Below are 19,001 nucleotides of genomic sequence, written 5' to 3'. Positions count from 1 at the left end.
AGAGAACAAAAAAATGGAAAAGTCAGATAACATAGATGTTTTTTTAGCCAAATGGGCCAGCGGTGAATTATCCGAAGAAGAAATCAATGATTTCAAAAAATCTAAGGAATATACTTTATACGAAACTATTCTGGAAGGAACAAAGTTACTTGAAGTCCCCACGGTAGATAGAGAAAAACTTTTTGATCGTATTCAAGAAGATGTCTCTAAAGAGAAAAAAGTAATCTCTTTGATTCCTAAATGGGCCTATGCAATCGCTGCAAGTATTGCACTTATTCTGGGCTACACTTTATTTTTTAATCAAAACGTTACACACCAATCTGGATTTGGAGAACGACTAGCAGTAACACTTCCTGATGGTTCTGAAGCAATTTTGAATGCCAAGTCAAAATTATACTATAAAAAAGGAAGCTGGGAAAATACCGAACGAATCGTATTTTTAGATGGAGAAGCCTTTTTTAAAGTGAAAAAAGGAAATACATTTACTGTAAAATCTGATCATAATTCTGTTTCAGTATTAGGCACGCAATTTAACGTTAACGCTTCTTCTAAATTTTTTGAGGTAATCTGTTATGAAGGTAAAGTAAAAGTAGAAAATGGAATTTCTTCGAAAATTATTACCAAAGGACAAGCAGTAAGAAGTATTGATTCATCATTCGAAGAATGGGAATTAAATGACACCGTTCCTTCGTGGACTGCAGGAGAAAGTAGCTTTGTCAACACCCCATTACAACAGGTGATATCTGCTCTCGAAAAACAATATAAAATTACTATTAAAAGTGAGCGCATTGGTATCGATCAGCGATACAGTGGCGGGTTTGCTCATGATAATTTGCAAAATGCTTTGCATACTATTTTTGATGCAATGGATATTAAGTTTATTTTTATAGACAAGAATACTGTAGAATTGTCTAAAGAATAAATGAAATACCACTTTTTATTGCTTATTTTTCTTTTTTTTCTAACTGCAAATGCTCAAGAAAAAAAGAAAGACATACATTATATTGACCTCTCATTAGACGGTTTTCTAACCGAAATGGAAGGGCTTTTTGATGTAAAATTTTCTTATAACACCTCGTCATTCGCAGACATAACAATCACCATAGATCAAGATGCTATATCTTTAGACGAAATTATAGCAATAATATCTAGTCGATTCCCCATACATTTTACGCAAGTTGATGAACGGTACTACGTTGTTAAACTTAATAAAACAACTTCTTTTTGTGGATATCTAACCGATGAAACCCACATTCCTATTGAGGGAGCAACTATACTTAACGAAGTAAAAAAAACAGGGACCTCATCTGATGATAAAGGTTTTTTTTCTTTAAAAGATAATAGCATATCAGATACTCTAACTATTTCATATCTTGGATATAAAACCATTGCTATCCCTCTTAAAAAAGTAATCAACAAAAAATGTGACACCTACATTCTATCTCCCGAAGATTTTGTGTTAAACGAAGTTATAATAAAGGAATATCTAACCTCTGGAATAGTAAAAACCAGAGATGGCTCGGTTAAAATTCAACCTAATAATTTAAATATAATTTCGGGATTATCTGAGCCCGATATTCTGCAAAATATTCAACTGTTGCCTGGGATAGAAAGTCCGCTAGAAACTGCTTCAGGAATTTATATAAGAGGTGGTACTCCCGATCAAAACCTAATTCTATGGGACGGTATTAAAATGTATAATTCTGATCACTTTTTTGGACTTATTTCTGCTTTCAATCCATACATCACCAAAGATATTACCATATACAAAAGTGGAACCCAACCTATTTATGGAGATCGGGTCTCGGGAGTTATTGACATCAAAACAGATCAAACTGTACCCGGTACAACACAAGGAGGTATAGGAATTAATATGACTCATGCCGATGGGTATTTAAAACTTCCTATTTCTAAAAAAACTGCTGTTTTACTATCGGCCAGAAGATCTATTACCGATGTTATTGATACTCCAACAATTAACACTTACTCTAACCGGGCTTTTCAGAATACAAGTATTACTGATAACAGGTCTATTTTTGATCCCGAATCTTCAGAAAATAAAGAGCTATTTTATTTTACCGATGTAACCCTAAAATTAATTGCCAATCTTTCTAAAAAACACGATATCTCTATTTCTAATTTGTTTACTCAAAACAAACTTGATTATTCTTTTAAGGATTCTCAATTTGCAGATATGTCACAGGATAAGCTGGCTATTAAAAATTTTGGAACAAATATTTCCTGGGATAGCAAGTGGGGTTCGCGATTCTCTACAAAAACACAATTTTCATATTCTGAATATCTACTCGAATACCAGGGAAGAAATCTCTTTATTAATCAAGATCTAACTATAGAAAAAGAAAATGCCATCGAAGAATATGGACTATTATTTCATTCTGACTGGACTATTAATCCTCATTTCACTTTTTCTAATGGATATCAATTCTACTATAATCAGGTAGCATTTTATCTAAAAGAAAATGATGCTGAAGTGGGAAATTATCAAGAGAATCCTACTCATAGTTTTTATTCTCAATTACAATATAGTTCTCCCAAAACGTGGCTGATTAGTCTTGGGGTAAGAGGAAATTATTACACAGCATTACAATCTACTTTTATCGAACCCAGATTCTATGTAGAACGAAAAATAGGAAAGCATTTTAGGGTTAAAGGATCTGCAGAAGTCAAAAATCAATCTATTAGCCAGGTAATTGAGTTTGCTACTTTTAATTTTGGTCTCGAAAATCAGTTATGGGTCGCAGCGCAAGAAGATGATATCCCATTGTTGAGAAGTCAGCAATACACGCTGGGCACTCTTTTTCATAAAAAAAACTGGAACATTGAGATAGACACCTATTACAAAAAGATAAAAGGACTTACTTCGCTAACCAGAGGGTTTGAGTCTACTTCGGGTGACCTGTCTGAAGGAGAAAGTATCTCTACGGGAATAGATCTATTAATTAAAAAGAAAGCGGGTAAGTACTCTACCTGGCTTGGGTATTCTTTTTCTGATACCGAGTTCATATTTAATACCCTTAATCAGGGTAAAGCGTTTAAAGGAAATAATAATATCACGCATTCTGTTTCGTGGTCTCATGCTTACCAGTGGAAGAAATTTCAGTTTTCGTTGGGGTGGAAATACCGTACCGGTACCCCATATACTCCTGCATTAGATTTTACACTAATAGATGATCAACCTATTGTTCAATACGGTGCTATAAACTCTAAGTCGCTACCCGATTATCACAGACTAGATTTTTCTGTAGTATATGACTTTAACTGGTCGTCAAAAAACGATAGAATTAAAAGCCGCCTGGGCTTCTCTTTATTAAATTTATATGGAAGGAAAAATATTTTAGATCGAAGCTATCCTCTCTATCAATTAACAGATAGTGAAAATAATATTTCTTATGAATTAAGAGAAGTCAATAAATCTTCTCTTAATATTACTCCTAATGTTACATTTAGACTAAGTTTTTAAATGAAATGGTTTACTATCGCATCAATGAGAAATTAGACGTAAACTCTTTTAACACACCGTTTTCTTTATACACTACTTTGAACCAATAATCTGCTGAAAATAACCGCTTCCCATTATAGGTACCATCCCATCCTGCACCACCAGGTTGCAATACCTTTATTAATTTTCCGAATCGGTTAAAAATATATAGATTTTCAATTTCTATGGTCCCGCAACCACTGGTATTAAGACTCCAGGTATCATGAATCCCATCTCCATTAGGTGTGAAATATTTAGGATATCCCATAATACAAATTTCTATTGTATCACAACCACAGCCAGCAGTATCACATACCGTTATTCTATGAGTTCCCGGAGATAGATCTTCAAAAATATTATTATCCTGAAAAAAACCATTATCTAAACTGTACTCATATGTACCTGTTTGTTCTACTTCTATTACTACTCTATTATTTTCTGAAAATGCCTGCACACTTTGTGCACTAATAACTAAAGGTGTTTCCTCCAGGATCGTAATCACAAAACTAGATTCATTATTACACTCTGGTGTACCAGCATAGATATAAACTGTTTGTGAATTGTAAATCTCGGTACCGGCATCTAATTGTGTACCTGTTGCGTTACTTCCGGTATAATACGTTCCATTGAGAATGACTGGTAATTCATATGCTCTACAGATTTCAATATCGTCTAAAATGGTTACTTCTGGCTGGCTAGTTATCCTAACATTTTGTGATGCTCTGCCAGTACACCCATCAGTAACCGTGAGCGTATAATCACCTGATGCAATAGCCAAAAGCGTATTTGAGGTTTCGGGCAATGGATTACCATCTAACTCCCAGGCATAAGTAGCACCAGTATTAAATGTTCCTACTGCCGTAAGCGTAGCTTCACCTGAACAGGCGGTTTGATCTTCATCTATTTGAACTACTAAGGCATTGGTAATTGTAACTGTTTTGGTAACACTGCCAGCACAACCATCGGTAACTGTAAGAGTATAGTCTCCTGATGCATTAGCTGTAAGCGTATTTGAAGTTTCAGTCAATGGATTACCATCCAACTGCCAGGCATAAGTAGCACCAGTACTAAATGTTCCTACAGCAGCAAGTGTAGCTTCACCAGAACAAGATTGCTGAGTTACTGTCATATCTACTACTAAGGCATTGGTAACCGTAACTGTTTTGGTAACACTGCCGGAACAACCGTCAGTAACCGTGAGCGTATAATCACCTGATGCAGTAGCCAAAAGCGTATCTGAGGTTTCGTTGGGAATAACATTATCATCTAACTCCCAGGCATAAGTAGCACCAGTACTAAATGTTCCTACTGCCGTAAGCGTAGCTTCACCTGAACAGGCGGTTTGATCTTCATCTATTTGAACTACTAAGGCACTGGTAATCGTAACTGTTTTGGTAACACTACCGGTACAACCATCGGTAACTGTGAGGGTATAATCACCTGATGCAATAGCCAAAAGCGTATCTGAGGTTTCGTTGGGAATAACATTACCATCTAACTCCCAGGCATAAGTAGCACCAGTACTAAATGTTCCTACTGCCGTAAGCGTAGCTTCACCTGAACAGGACTGTTGAGTTACTGTCATATCTACTACTAAGGCATTGGTAATCGTAACCGTTTTGGTAACACTGCCAGCACAACCATCGGTAACTGTAAGAGTATAGTCTCCTGATGCAGTAGCTGTAAGCGTATTTGAAGTTTCAGTCAATGGATTACCATCCAACTCCCAGACATAAGTAGCTGTAGTACTAAATGTTCCTGTAGCGGTTAATATAGCTTCTCCAGAACAGGCTTGTTGAGTTATTGACATATCTACATCTAAGGCGGTAATCGTTACTGTAAAATTACTCCCATCTGCACCAGAACAACCATTACCATCATCAATACGCACATAAATTGTATCATCACTGGTTACTGTATAAGAGGTAGGATTTGCTATAGGGTTTACTCCATTATCAGCATTTGTTTCTGTAGTATAATAAGTAACAGTAAGTCCCGTTTGGCCATTAGTCGCCAGAGCATCATTAACTGTAAGATCAAATACTGCTTGACCATTTTGATCTGCGCAAGCTTCCAGATCTTTTACAGGACCTACCTGTAGTCCCCCGCTTAAATTCACTTTGATCTCATCTTCTCCCGGGCATTCTCCTCCGGTAACAATAACGGTATAAGTACCTGATTGGGTTGTCGTAAGTGTTTTTGTATTTTCGTTAGGAATGGGTATTCCATCTAATTGCCATTCAAATTGTATTGAAGAATCAAAAACTCCCTGAGCAGTAAGCGTTGTTTGTTGTGCGCATGTATTGATATCTGGTCCAAGATCAACATCAAAATCTCCAAAAATACTATTTTGTATAAATACTCCTCCATCAAATTGATGATCTCCTCGATCTGCTATTACTAATTTTAAAGTATACTTTTCTCCTGGAATTACTTTTGCTGAAGCGGTTAATAATGTTGTGCGACCGTCAAATTCTATAGGAGATTTATTTTGTTTTTCTATAGAGCTCCAATGGCTTACATATAATTCTGGAAAAGAATTAGGATCAATACAATTTGAACTAGGGTTATCATAAATAGTTTTGGCACTTACCGGTAGATTTGTGCCTGGAATTAATGCTATATTTTTGCCTCCATGTGCAAAAAGAGTATTATCCTTTTTCCTGTCGGGAGTAATCCCAGGGCCTTTAATAATAAATGCAAAACCATCCTGATAATCTAGGTTACCTGAATTTTCAAAACACGAGTTGTCTTCATATTCATCTGATGCAAATACATAATCAAAAGATATTTCATCTACCACCGGAACAAATGTAAATGTAATACTGGTCGCATTAAAGGTTGCAAAAGAATTCTCTAATCTATCATCTAAAATCTCTTTCAAATCTGAATCTCCAGTCCAGCTTGCATCTCCAAATGAAAAATTGCCTCTTTCATTGGGCCCTTCTGCTTCTGATGCAGATCCTGAAGTGAGTAAAATTCCTTTTTTTAAAGGAAAAGAGTGTTCTATATTTTCATCGGTTGTTCCTCCATATGTAAAGTACCCATAACTGTTTCCATAATTGGGTGTTGATCCAGATATTGCTTTTATATCTGTTACCCCTCCTGCACAACCTCCTATTAATATATCCTTTGCCAGTTCTTCTAATGGCAGATTCGAATTTGGATCTCCTATAGGATGTACATCAATAGGTACAAAAACCGGATTAGTAGTTAATGTTGTAAAAACAACCGAAATACTATAAGCAGACTGATTTCCTCCGCAAACACTACTTATTCTTACAAGATAGGTGGTACCTAATGTTAGTCCGGTTAGTGTAACCGGTGTTGTAGTGGTTGGTAGATCAATCCAATTGGTAGCATTTTGTTCTTTATACTGTACCATATAAGTCGCATTGGGTACTGTAGTCCAGGACACCAGTGCAGTAGTCGTAGTAACATTTGCCAAGGGAACTGATACTTCTGTAGGGACGGTTGCATTACATACTGGGGCTAGAGTAATAAACGTTTCAGAAGAGGTATATCCCGAAGTACTATTATCAGGGCATTTGCTTTGTATCTGTACTTCGTATTCTGTTGCCGGGTCTAATCCTGTAAGTTGATATGTGGGAGATGTCACTGATACTTCTGTCCAGTTGGTATCTCCTGTTTTTCGATACCGTAAATCATAAGTTGCATCGGTAACCAGATTCCATGATATCTCTGCCGTAGTATCGGTAATTGTAGATACTGTTAATCCTGTGGGAACAATTGCCATACAATTATTTTGTCCTATAATCGTAAAATCAGTATTAGATATATCATAAAAAATATTACCTGATCCGCGAATCATAATCCTGTTAGTTGTTCCGGGAAGGTTCGGCACAGTGATATTTGCTGTTCCTGTATTGGGTACTGTAGCAATGGTATTGGTATAAGTATACCCTCCATCGGTAGACAATAGGATAATTACATCGGTTGCATTGATCCCATTAGCTGTAGTACCTGCAACATCCCAGGTTACTGTTTGTGTACTATTTGCAGCCCAGGTTACGGCAGTATTAGGAGCCGTTACCAGAAAAGGCCCTGTATTAGCTACTGTGACCACCATGTCATCACTATTGTTCTGACCACCTGCAGCATTATTGTCCCTTACTGTAAGCCTAAAATTCATGGTTCGGGCAACTGTGGGGATTACTCCCCATGTGGGTGCCAGGTTCCCAGCAATCACTGCCGGTAGACTAGGCATATACCGATCAGGGGCTGTACTCGGTGGTATTGACCTAAACATAGGTCCCTGGGTGGCAGTAGAGACTATCGGTACAGCCCCCTGCTCATTATCCATCTGCTCCCAGGCATACGTAAGGGCATCCCCATCGGGATCAGTACTCTCTCCTTCGAGGATAAAAGCGGTCCCATAAGGTATCGTATGATCACTACCCGCATTGGCAGTTGGTGCTGTATTACTGATATTAGTTAATGTTCCGCAGCTAGTAGAAGAAATATAATCATATATATTATGAAGACTAATCGCATGAAAGTAATCATCACTATTATTTTGTACATTTTGAGGTGCACAAATCCCTGCATAGGCCATAATAGTGCTCCCACTTCCTGGCTCAAAAGCGGTAGAAGGGCTAACAGTTCCTGTAGTACACCCCCCTGCAGTAGTACTATTAAACGTATGAGGAGCTCCGAATTGGTGACCAAACTCATGAGCTACATAATCTACATCATAAGGATCACCTACTGGTGCTGCTCTTCCGGTTACTCCACTTGCTTTCCTTCCATTTCTACATACAACACCCAATCCTGCTAATCCACCAGCACCTGTACTAAAAGTATGTCCTATATCATAATTCGCACTTCCTATTGTATTATCACATATAGCTTGACTTTCGTTTATTAAAGCCAATGCATTATTATTACTTAATCCATCGGTAGCCGGGTCTAAAAAAATAAGAGCATCATTACCAACAACTATTTCCATAGTGATCGAGAGTTCCTTTTCATAAATACCATTTACTCGAGTCATGGTAGTGTTCATTGCAATAAGAATGTCTGTTTTTTTATCAGCATCGGTATCCCCTGCATTAGAATGAAATTGAGCGTATTCACCAGTACATGCCAATGCCAGACGATATTTTCTAAGGATTCCATCATTGGCATTTCTTTGTCTATAAGTATCCCCCTTTGTAGCCGTTCTGGGTTGCACGGTTTCTTGTACCTGGCAACGAAACTGTGATAGATCTGCCTGAAGGTCTTTTTTGGCAAAGGCCATATAATACTGTTTGTCTTTGCTATAAGGATCAATATATATGGTGCCTTGTGGCATACCCAGAATCATCCCATGAAACCCAGATGGGGTTACACTAAACCGTATCGTAACAGAAGTATTCTCGAGTGAGACTCCAGCATAGGATTTTATGTCAGGGTATTTTGCTGCCAGATCAGAGTGTAGTATAGAGGCTTCTTGTACTTTATATCTAGAAAGTCGGCCATTCTGATCAGGAAATTCTACAATCAATCCTGCTTCTCTAGGAACTGTGTTTCTGTTAGGAGCTTGTTGCAGGTGAATAGCAAATGCAGTTAGATCCAAACTAAGTATAGTATAATGATCAGGATCAGAAGAGTCACTTGTTTTTACAATACCTCTCGATTGAGGAAATAGTACAGTATCCCAATACTTGGATTGTGAAAAAGCAGATACAGAAAAAGCAAAGACTAATATTGGAAATAGGGTGTTCCTTATCATCATAATTACTGTAAAAATTTATATCAAATTATATAGGTAGGTTTCGAAGAGTAATAAACTTGTAGGTTAGAATTAAGGTTAGAGTATGTAGATAATTTTGTGAACGCAAACATAGCTCAACCACAGAAATCACAAAGTAAAAATGAGGTTTTGTGACGAATACCCAAGAAATAGGGGCGAATTTTTAATTACTTAATAACATGATTTTTATGCTTTTGTATAAGAAAGCAATTTATGTAGATGTAAATCGCATATTAATCTCAATTTAGAAATAGTATAAACTTACTTCATAAAAAAACCGGTAAAGTCAAAATTTACCGGTTTCATCTAAATAGTTAATTCAATATACACATTATATAATTGAATTTGAGGTATACGTATTACTCAAAAGAGGTTTCTCCTTTGTTAGGATTATACACATAATTAAATGTATAATATTGTGACTTTTTAGAAGTATCTTCATCCTGATAATAACTCAGTATTTCTACTTTTGCATAGTTACCATTACGGGTTTTAAAAACAAGTATTTTTCCAGGGATTGGAGAGATCAAATGAGTTGGAGGTCCAGCATAATTATACCAACCATTATCACTTCCTGTAGGGATCGCAAATGCACCGTCTGCATCTTGATTAAAAGTTACATCTTTTGCATTGGTTACTCCTGCAAATGTTCCAGTAACTACTGCTGCTCCTACATTACCATTACGTGCTGGTTCTTCTGCAACACCAGTAACTGTTCCTCCATTAATTGCTATGGTAGTACCTCTAAATGCGACATCCCAATCGGTATCACTTGTAGTTATTTTTCCTGTTTCAAAATCAAATTTGGTAAATGCTCCTCCTATAGGGTTTCCAGTTCCCTGACCGCCTGTTTGTATAGCCTCAAGGTTAGAAATTTTCTCAGATTTAACCGGTACTGGAGTAGGCGCATCATCATCGCTGCTACACGAAATAAGTACTGCACTAAGTACTAAAAATAATATTGATAATTTTTTCATTGTCATGACATTTAAAATATTAAAATTGATAGTTAAGTTTTGCATATAATTGTATCCCTGGTAAAGTGGGAATGTTATCTTCGGTATAATCAAAAAGATTGTTTGCACCTATTTGTAGTGTAAAATTTTCGTAAAAAGTCTTACTGGCTGCAATATTTGCTGTCACAAATCCATCGACAAAACTGGTGTCATAATCATCTATAAGATCATTACCGTTAGTGTCAAACAAGGCGTATTTACTTCTATATAACAGCCTTAGGTTTATATTCGCTTTCTCGGAAACGATATCATAAAAAACTTTAAAGTTCGCATTATGCCTCGAGCGATTCACAAGTCCAAAATATTCTGATCGTGAGACTACAACTGTTTGATTAGTTTCGGGATCACGAGCAAATACTTCGCCATTTTTTACTTGTTTTTCTTTTTCTTTATCAAAAGCGTAGAGTAATTGGTAACCGGCACTCAATCTTACATTATCGATTATTCTATAGTTGGTATTAAACTCTATACCTGTCGTGTATATTTTATCAAAATTGAAATAGCTAAATACATTTTGCCCATTAGTTTTACGAGCGATAACACGAGTATCGATTAGATTTTCAATATCGTTTCTAAAAAAATTGAGTTCTGCATTCCATCGCTTTTCATTATAAGTTAATCCTGCATTATATCCTATAGAGCTCTCTGCTTCGAGGGGATCTTGTAATGATGATTCGGGAACAACCACATCAAGAATCTGACCCTGAGCTTGTAGTTCATTTAATTTTTCTAAAGCCACATTATATCCTAGTACGGTATACCCCACCGCAGAGTTTGTAAAATCAAAATAAAGCTGTCTAAAATCTGGAGCTTTAAAACCATATCCTATAGAAGCTTTGGCAGCCAAAGCCTCTGTGATTTTATACCGCAATGCAAGCTTAGGACTAAACTGGTTATTATATTCTGAATGATTATCAAAACGTGCTCCCGCAATGACGTTTAATCGCTCAATAAGGTCTACATCATATTGAGCATACACATACTGAGAGTTAAAATCTACTTGTGTATCAAAAAAAGTACGATCTAACTCATCGTATTGAAAACCTATCCCGAGCGTAAGTTTACTTCTATCTTTAAATGCGTAGGTAGTTCGTATTTCGGGACGCAATAAACGCTGATCAAAATCACTATCACTTACTATATCGCCAGAACTAGAGTCTGCCAGTTCTTCTTTGGCATTGTAATTCGTATAATAAAACTCGTATTGAGTAGTTAGATCATTACTCCATTTGTGATCAAGACGTATGTGACTATTCCACTCCTGTTCCTCGCTATCTCCTTCAAAACTTGTAGTATTGGCTGTAAATCCGGCATCCTGGTATTGCGTATATAAACGACCAGACAGAAATAACGAAAACTGATCAGAAAAATCATAATACAACCTACCATTAACTGTATAATTCTCGAATGGGTTTACAGTCTGTCCCGCAGTATCAGGAGTAAGATCATAACCTTCACTAGAAAATCGATTTGCAAAAACACCATACCCAAGTCTCTTAATGCGTTGCTTAATATCTACATTAATATCCTGCTGGGTATAACTGCCTATTCGATAAGAAGCATTGCCCGATAACACATCACTTTTTGGTTTCTCGGTAATGATATTAATTACACCGCCCAAAGCTTCAGAACCATAAAGACTACTAGATGGCCCTTTAACAACTTCTACTTGTTTTATATTACCAACGGTTAATCTATTTACATCAAAGTTTCCTGCTTTTCTACCCACCAGAGGAACACCATCTATAAGAATCAAAATATAATCTGAAGCAATCCCTTGTATTTGTACTCCTTCAAAACCACTTTCATCGGCTACAGTTATAATCCCTGTTTGCTCACTTAGAATTTCATTAAGTCTAATGGTTCCTGATTGCTTAATGGTTTCCTGAGAAACAATAGTAACTGGTAAAGGCAGAGAAGAAAGCTGTCTTTCTGTTCGGGTAGCGGTAAGAACTACTTCTTGTAGCTCATTAACCACAGTAGTATCTATAGTTTTTTCTTGCGAATATCCACTTACAATAACAAGACCTGCTAAAACGCAGATTATCAGACTCTCAAACTTCATTTTTATTTAGAATGCTTCTTAATAGAGTGCAAATATATATTTATTTTTATTTATTCTAAATAAACTTAACTATTTTTGTCATTTATTTACAGAAATAACCTACAAATGATAAAAACGACATTTTGTGCATTTTTGGGAATAACATTACGATCTGTAGCAACTACTTAAGTAGAAAAAACAATTGAGATGTGATGCTATTAAAGAGAGGTATGGTTGTTACAAAGTTGTATATAGAGATACCGAAACATTTGCTCCCAAGATCGATTAAGAAAAAACCAGGTTATTCAGACGACCTTTTTTGTTACTGGTACATGTAACAGAATATATGATTACCCGATTACCCCACCTTCGGACCTCATAGAGATGCTGAAACAAGTTCAAATAATCTCGTGAGGTCTGAAAAAAAGCTCCATTATCAATACAACTCAATCTTTAGTTTATACTAACAAAGAATCCTTAAAAATAGATCTCTAAACAAATTTCAATAAGTCATTTATATACTTACCTCTATACCGTAACTTCTTACAACCAACATTATAAAACATGCAATATAAATAGCTGAATTATAGATTTTTATACTAGTATTATGGGATTTAATATGAAAATAGCACAAAAAATATTTAAAAAAAAGGAGAAATATCTTACGGGAAACCGTAATTATTTGAAAGCTTCTTACTATATTGTGCTTTAGGAAAATAGAACTACTAAAAAAGATAAAATAGTTCGTTTTATGTTTTTTGGACACAAATTATCGAATAGAAATTATATATAAGGATTTAGGGTTAAATCATTCAGAAATCATATCCTTTTTTGAGCTATTTACTCTAAAAATATCCTTATAATGGTTGGTTTACATTAAATCAATCGTTATTCAGACCCTGCTTTTGTTGGCTCGCCAAAGTTTTACAATTGCGGGGTTGTTTCTGTTTTATAACTACCTATTTAGTAGCTTTTTACGATTGATCAATATCAATAATTGCTGCTCTTTTTAAGCCACAATCTCAATTATTTTAAGTATTACCTCAAATTTAAAGCTAATAAACGACAATTCCTTGTGGATTTCCGTAATAAAAGCGTTAAACTAATGTGAATCTGGCATTTCAAAAATTTAAATATCTGATTTTTAGATTTTTACACTTACAACACTTCATCATATTATCTGGCAGGTAGTAAAACTAAACCTCACAGGTATTAAAGACCTGTGAGGTCTGATTAGAACAAAATCTTTAACTACAACACCTAAACTTTTACTTTAGCGTACTGCGACACCTTTTTGATATGAATTAGCCTGTCATCCGGAATTTATGATTGAAACAAAAATACTTAGTTAATATACTATTTCTTCAAAACAAGATTTAGTTCCATTGTATACATCAGAATTGTTTCTGGCTCAATATCACCTATAAAAGAACCTCTTTTTCCGTATGCCAGGTATGATGGTACGATCATAGTAATTATAGTTCCTTCATTAACTAACATAAATCCTTCTCTTACACCCTCTAGCATACCGTACATAGAACCTACTAATCCATATTTGCTATCATCCCTGGTTAATTCTCCTAATACTTCTCCGGTTGCAGGGTTTATCGTTTTATAATAAAAAACAATAAGATCTTCCTCTGCAGGAGTCAACCCATTTCCTTCTTGTTCTATAACATAGTGCAATCCCGATTCTGTCTCTATGGCTGGGATCCCATTTTCTTCAATAAATGATTTGATCCATGCAATCTCTGCATCTTTTTCTTCTTGGGTATACTCCAAATTTATGGGGTCTGGTTCTAAAATTGAGCCATCATCATCTGATTTGCATGAAAAAATAAAAATCAAAAAGCTCGCTATTACTAATGCGTTTTTCATCATGTTACTGTATTTGTGATTGTTTATATTTTGGTTAATGTATTTGTTGACATAGCAACTATGACGCGATAATAAAAAATACCAGTTTCAAAAAATGAAACTGGGGAAAACTTTTTATGCGTTTTAAAAAAAATGATCTTGATAGATGTATAGGGTAAAAAAAGAAGTGTTTATTCTAGACTTGATCCAGAATAAATAAAAATGATATTTATCTAAAGGAAAATCAAGGGTTTAAGATCTGGAGTATGAAACACCAGACCTCACAGGTTTTAGAAACCTGTGAGGTCTGATTAGAATAAATCTATACCTACAACACCTAAACTTTTACTTTAGCGTACTGCGATACCTTTTTGATATGAATTAGCCTGTCATTCCGGACTTGATCCGGAATCTACTTTGGAGTGGCGTTTTCGCTGTGGATCCCAGCCTTTAGTTTATCCAGAGCCATGCCGAAGGGCTGGGATGACAAAGAAATATCAATGTTAAATGTAAAACTCTAAATGTAAAAATAAACTCGGGACAGGCAATATCAATGGGTCGGAATAACATTGTAAATATTGAACACCGAATATAGAATATTCAATAATCAATGCAGAACACTCAATCACTAACAAACTAACATACTCAAAAACTCACATACTAATACACTCAATAACAAGAATACACTTAGCATCCGACTTCGAGCTTCTGACACCTGTCACCCTGAGCCTGTCGAAGGGAAAACCTCTACAAAAGCCCTAAATCTTTGGTCATTGCCACCAGATGAATGGCGTTTTTGGCTTTAAAATTATATTTCAATTTATTAAGTCGCTTCTCTATAGAGCTTGTACTATTAGGAGAAATTTGATTTTTCTTAAAATGATTCCCTATCTCTTCCTGGGTAAGGCCATCAGACAAATGCTTTAATAACAAAATATCATAATCCTGGAGTTCGAAAACATTATTCTTACTCATTGCACTTTCTAATTGTGGGGATACGTATCGAATGTTGTTAAACACATCGGTAACCGATTTTACCAATTCGTTTAGTCCATAACGTCCTTTGCATACATAACCATCTATGTGCTGTTCTGCAAAAAACGATTTAATTTTACCGGGTCTATCTTCCATAGAATATATAATAACTTTAACATTAGGTTGGATCTCTCGTATGGCTTCTACAAGTTCAATCCCCGAAGCCAATTTTCGTTCTCTATGACTCTCTTTAAACGAAAGATCTGTGATCAACAGATCAAATGGGGCATCATCACTAATTGCTCTTCTAAATTTTAAAAGAGCATCATCACAATATTGTGCTTGTTGTATTTCATCAATCCCAGTTCTTTCTCGAAGAATATGTGCGATACCATGGCTAATACTACCAAGATCTTCTGTAACTAAAACTTTCTTAAACATAAGCTCTATATTATAATTAATTCGGAAAATTTATCTTCGCTTTAAAGCCTTTTCCTTTTGCTGAATCAAAGATAAATGATCCCCCGATCGTTTTTATACGGTTTTCCGTATTTTGGAGTCCGTTACTATATATTATTTCTTCTGCTGCTACGCCAACACCAGTATCAGCATACGTGATTACTACACCTTTGGGTGTTTTCTTAAATGTGATCGCCACCAGTTCGGCATGGCTGTGTTTTTTCATATTTACCATTAATTCTTGCAAAGTACGGTGTACAATGATCTTTTTTTCGGGGTTTATCGCCTGCCAGTTGATCTCATCTATATCTTTAATAATAATCTTGGTACCATTGGTACTATAACTACTTAACATACCATTAAGTTCGGTAGCATATTCCTCTCCTGTTCTAAAGCTATTATGCTCCCTAGAGATATCCCGGGTCGTATGATATATTTCTTCTAATTTATCTAACACCTCAGGATCATTTTGATCATTTTGCATCTGTATCATCACCTGGTATACATCATTAGCCAGCTCATCATGTAGTTTTTTAGAGATACGTGCTTCTGCATTATAGACCTCTCGTATTTTTTCTCGCCGTAATCGTTGTCTATATAAATAGAACACCAGTCCTCCTATTAAAAAAACAAACAGGGTGCTAAACAAATAAATCACCTGTTGCCGTTCTTTCCTGGCCGTTTCTGCTTTTAGAATCAGGTTTTCGTTGGTGAGTTTATCATTTTCATAGCGAGTTACCGCATAAATCTCCCGGTTACTTTGGTTTACTTCTTGTATTTTTTTATGAATTCGATCATATTCCTTTGCCTCTTCATTAGTTTTTTCTTTTAGTTTAAAAATAAACCCTAAAGCCTTAAGAATTGATGTTAAACTACGACGTTGCTTTGCATTGTGATAGGCTGCTTCTGCATATTGTAACGCTTTTTCTTTGTCTTTGTTTAGATAGTATTTAGTGAGATACATATTACTGGCAGTTAGGCCCTGGATATCTAGTATTTTTTCTCGTACTTCTAATGCTGTAAGCAGTAATTTCTCCGAATTACTATTATTCCTATTTTGAAGCCATTGTATGAATCCTAAATTACTAAGCACTCTTGCATATTCTCTTTGATCTTCTCGCACTATTGGATCAGTCACCAGTTTTTCCAATATAGTTATTGCCTGATCATACTTCCCTTGATCTGCTAATATATTGGCTTTTGTATTTTTGAACATCAACATATTATTGATCCTTATCGTTTTTGCAGATATACTATCTTTACCAAGAACCAGAGCTTGTGTATTATATTTTAAAGCTTCTTTATAATTTTTTTGCTCCAAATTCGCTACTGAAATGATATGGTATAAACCTGCAAGAGTTTTTAAATCGTCAGTGTTTTCTAAATAAGTTACTCCATCAACTGCAGTTGTTTTGCACCCCGAATAATCCCCTAAAGAGGTTTGAATATTAGCCATATTCAATAAACTTCTACCAATTCTTATTGTATCCTTAATTATTCTTGAGATTTTAAAATTTTCATTATGATATCGAAAAGCCTCAGCTAACTGATTATTCTTCTTATGATAGATTCCCAATTTCATCAATGCTTTTATCATATACGTAGTATCTCTATTTTGTTTAGCTAAATCGTATAATCGATGTGTGTATATAATCGCACTATCATATTGTTTAACCCTACCAAACAACCATGTTTTTCGAGTCAAACCTTTAGAAATCAAGGAATCTTGCTGAAAGAATCTTGCTCCACTTAAAAAGGAATCAATATAATCTAACCGTAATGCTATTGATAAAGTATCTTTATCACTTAGCTCATAATATTGAGCAAGACTATCTAATTCGTTTGAAGATAAAGGTATTTGTGTTTTTGTTTGGCTAAAAGCAGGTATAGTACCACATAAAAGTAGTAGTACTCTAATCATAATAAAGAAGAAATCGACACGCCAAAGTTTCATCCCTCTAAAATACTAAATAAAATCGGGTGTACATAGTATGTTATTATACCATATACACCCGGTTTTTAGTCTATCAATAAATTATTAATTACTCTTTAGGATCTGCATCAGGATCAACTTCTCCGTTATCACCATCAGTTCCAACTGTCTCAACAGAGATATCTTCTGTATCGTTAATATTATCTGCAGTACAAGATGCAAGGTTTGCAGTGATAAATAGGGTCATAAGTAGGTATAAAAAAGTTCTCATAATATTTAATTTTTTAAGATTTAACATGGGGATTGCTGCCTGGTTCTATACCAGGGATTTGGGATAGCAATCAAATAGTTAGGGAATATTCCCTCGTTTTTTCGGAAAGTTGAAATCCGGTGCGGTAGTGTTTAGCCACTTTCCTTTTGAGCTTTTACCATCGCGCTACGGATTTCCGTAACATCTAAATCCATACATTTACTATGTTAGCAAAATGAAACTGGAACTAATTGTTGAAGCGAATTTATAAAGACCCCAAGTCTATATCCGTAAACAATTCCAAGGATTCCAAAGATTCCATTGAAATCCTAAAGATTCCAATAACCTATGCCTATGAGAACAAAAACAAGTGTGACGTACAAGAATGAGATTCTTGAAAAGTACAAAAGGGAAAAAGGTGGAGAAATGAACTGTTATCTCCAGGAACCAACCCGAAAACAAATTAAAGAAGCCTGCTTATGGCTGTTAAACCGTAGAAAAGAGAAGTATGATGAAAGTATTCTAAATCGCTTTTTTCAATTTGAAGAAGGAGAAAATAAAGCATACGCTATCGAACGTGTTCACGGTGACAAATTTAAACCCATTGTAAATTTTTTAACAGGAGAAACAAAATCAACCACTCCTGCTAATCTAGAGTTAATTGCATGGCTTATCGATTTTAAGCCAAGACCATTATCTATGTATTTAAAATCAAATACCGAGAATGAAGTAACATTACATGAATCGTTTCAGAAAAAAGAAAATGCCTACTATCTTAAAAATGAAAACCAAGTTGTAGATATTATTCCTGAGACCAAAGTGATCGAAAAAACAGATAAGAGTATTACCATTATCTCTCAGATCAATCCCACGCTTAGGATTACGACTATCGTATCCTTATGATGAGGGATCCCGTAAAAAGACCCGTTAAACTTGTACTAAATCAAGTCTAGTATAAGTAGAACAAGTCAACAATAACCAGTGTAGTCATAGGGTGTCTGTCAAAATGTAATTGGAAAAACATGATTTTATAATCATTGACAAGGCAAGGCCCAGACTAGCATTTTTTAACAGAGTTTATTCAAGGAATAGGATCAACTCAACCCTAAGTGTAAGACCCCATAGGTGTAACCGAACGCGATTCGGTATTCCTTTGGGGTCTTTTTTAATGATAAATTGGTTATCGACCGTAGTATATACATCCAATTTAACA

The 19,001-nt window shown here is 35.3% G+C and carries 10 protein-coding genes; 3 read left to right on the top strand and 7 right to left on the bottom strand.

Features of this window, described 5'->3' with window-relative positions; translation table 11 throughout:
- Positions 1 to 13: 13 nt before the first annotated feature.
- Together DK441_RS02580 and DK441_RS02575 are read left to right on the top strand one after the other, a co-directional pair.
- A complete protein-coding gene (locus DK441_RS02580; protein ID WP_109097339.1) occupies positions 14 to 922 on the top strand; it encodes a FecR family protein in 909 nt (302 codons plus the stop codon).
- Positions 923 to 3,481, top strand: coding sequence for a carboxypeptidase-like regulatory domain-containing protein (locus tag DK441_RS02575; protein ID WP_109097338.1), 2,559 nt, complete (start codon positions 923 to 925; stop codon positions 3,479 to 3,481).
- 13 nt (positions 3,482 to 3,494) lie between these two features.
- Here DK441_RS02575 and DK441_RS02570 read toward each other — a convergent pair whose 3' ends face one another.
- The 7 genes from DK441_RS02570 to DK441_RS26400 form a co-directional block, all read right to left on the bottom strand.
- Positions 3,495 to 9,236 carry a choice-of-anchor L domain-containing protein gene (locus DK441_RS02570; protein ID WP_109097337.1) on the bottom strand — a complete coding sequence of 1,914 codons (5,742 nt, stop codon included), beginning with the start codon at positions 9,234 to 9,236 and terminating at the stop codon, positions 3,495 to 3,497.
- Between the two features lie 377 nt (positions 9,237 to 9,613).
- A complete protein-coding gene (locus DK441_RS02565) occupies positions 9,614 to 10,231 on the bottom strand; it encodes an HmuY family protein (RefSeq protein ID WP_109097358.1) in 618 nt (205 codons plus the stop codon).
- 19 nt (positions 10,232 to 10,250) lie between these two features.
- Positions 10,251 to 12,335 carry a TonB-dependent siderophore receptor gene (locus tag DK441_RS02560; protein ID WP_109097336.1) on the bottom strand — a complete coding sequence of 695 codons (2,085 nt, stop codon included), beginning with the start codon at positions 12,333 to 12,335 and terminating at the stop codon, positions 10,251 to 10,253.
- A gap of 1,335 nt (positions 12,336 to 13,670) precedes the next feature.
- Complete coding sequence (locus DK441_RS02555) at positions 13,671 to 14,195, bottom strand: FKBP-type peptidyl-prolyl cis-trans isomerase (RefSeq protein WP_235015693.1); 525 nt, start codon at positions 14,193 to 14,195, stop codon at positions 13,671 to 13,673.
- Positions 14,196 to 14,918: 723 nt separating this feature from the next.
- On the bottom strand, positions 14,919 to 15,587 hold the full coding sequence (locus DK441_RS02550) for a response regulator (protein ID WP_109097334.1): 669 nt from the start codon (positions 15,585 to 15,587) through the stop codon (positions 14,919 to 14,921).
- 16 nt (positions 15,588 to 15,603) lie between these two features.
- Positions 15,604 to 17,559 carry a hypothetical protein gene (locus tag DK441_RS02545; RefSeq protein ID WP_160111922.1) on the bottom strand — a complete coding sequence of 652 codons (1,956 nt, stop codon included), beginning with the start codon at positions 17,557 to 17,559 and terminating at the stop codon, positions 15,604 to 15,606.
- An 88-nt stretch (positions 17,560 to 17,647) separates the two neighbouring features.
- A complete protein-coding gene (locus DK441_RS26400) occupies positions 17,648 to 17,809 on the bottom strand; it encodes a hypothetical protein (protein WP_160111921.1) in 162 nt (53 codons plus the stop codon).
- A 333-nt stretch (positions 17,810 to 18,142) separates the two neighbouring features.
- Between DK441_RS26400 and DK441_RS02540 the strand changes: the two genes are divergently transcribed.
- A complete protein-coding gene (locus DK441_RS02540) occupies positions 18,143 to 18,691 on the top strand; it encodes a hypothetical protein (protein WP_160111920.1) in 549 nt (182 codons plus the stop codon).
- Positions 18,692 to 19,001: the final 310 nt, after the last annotated feature.

The sequence above is a fragment of the Aquimarina sp. AU58 genome (assembly GCF_900312745.1).
GTDB classification, from domain to species: domain Bacteria; phylum Bacteroidota; class Bacteroidia; order Flavobacteriales; family Flavobacteriaceae; genus Aquimarina; species Aquimarina spinulae.
Note: the sequence above shows the minus strand (reverse complement) of the source record. Positions and strands in the feature narration are given on the sequence as shown.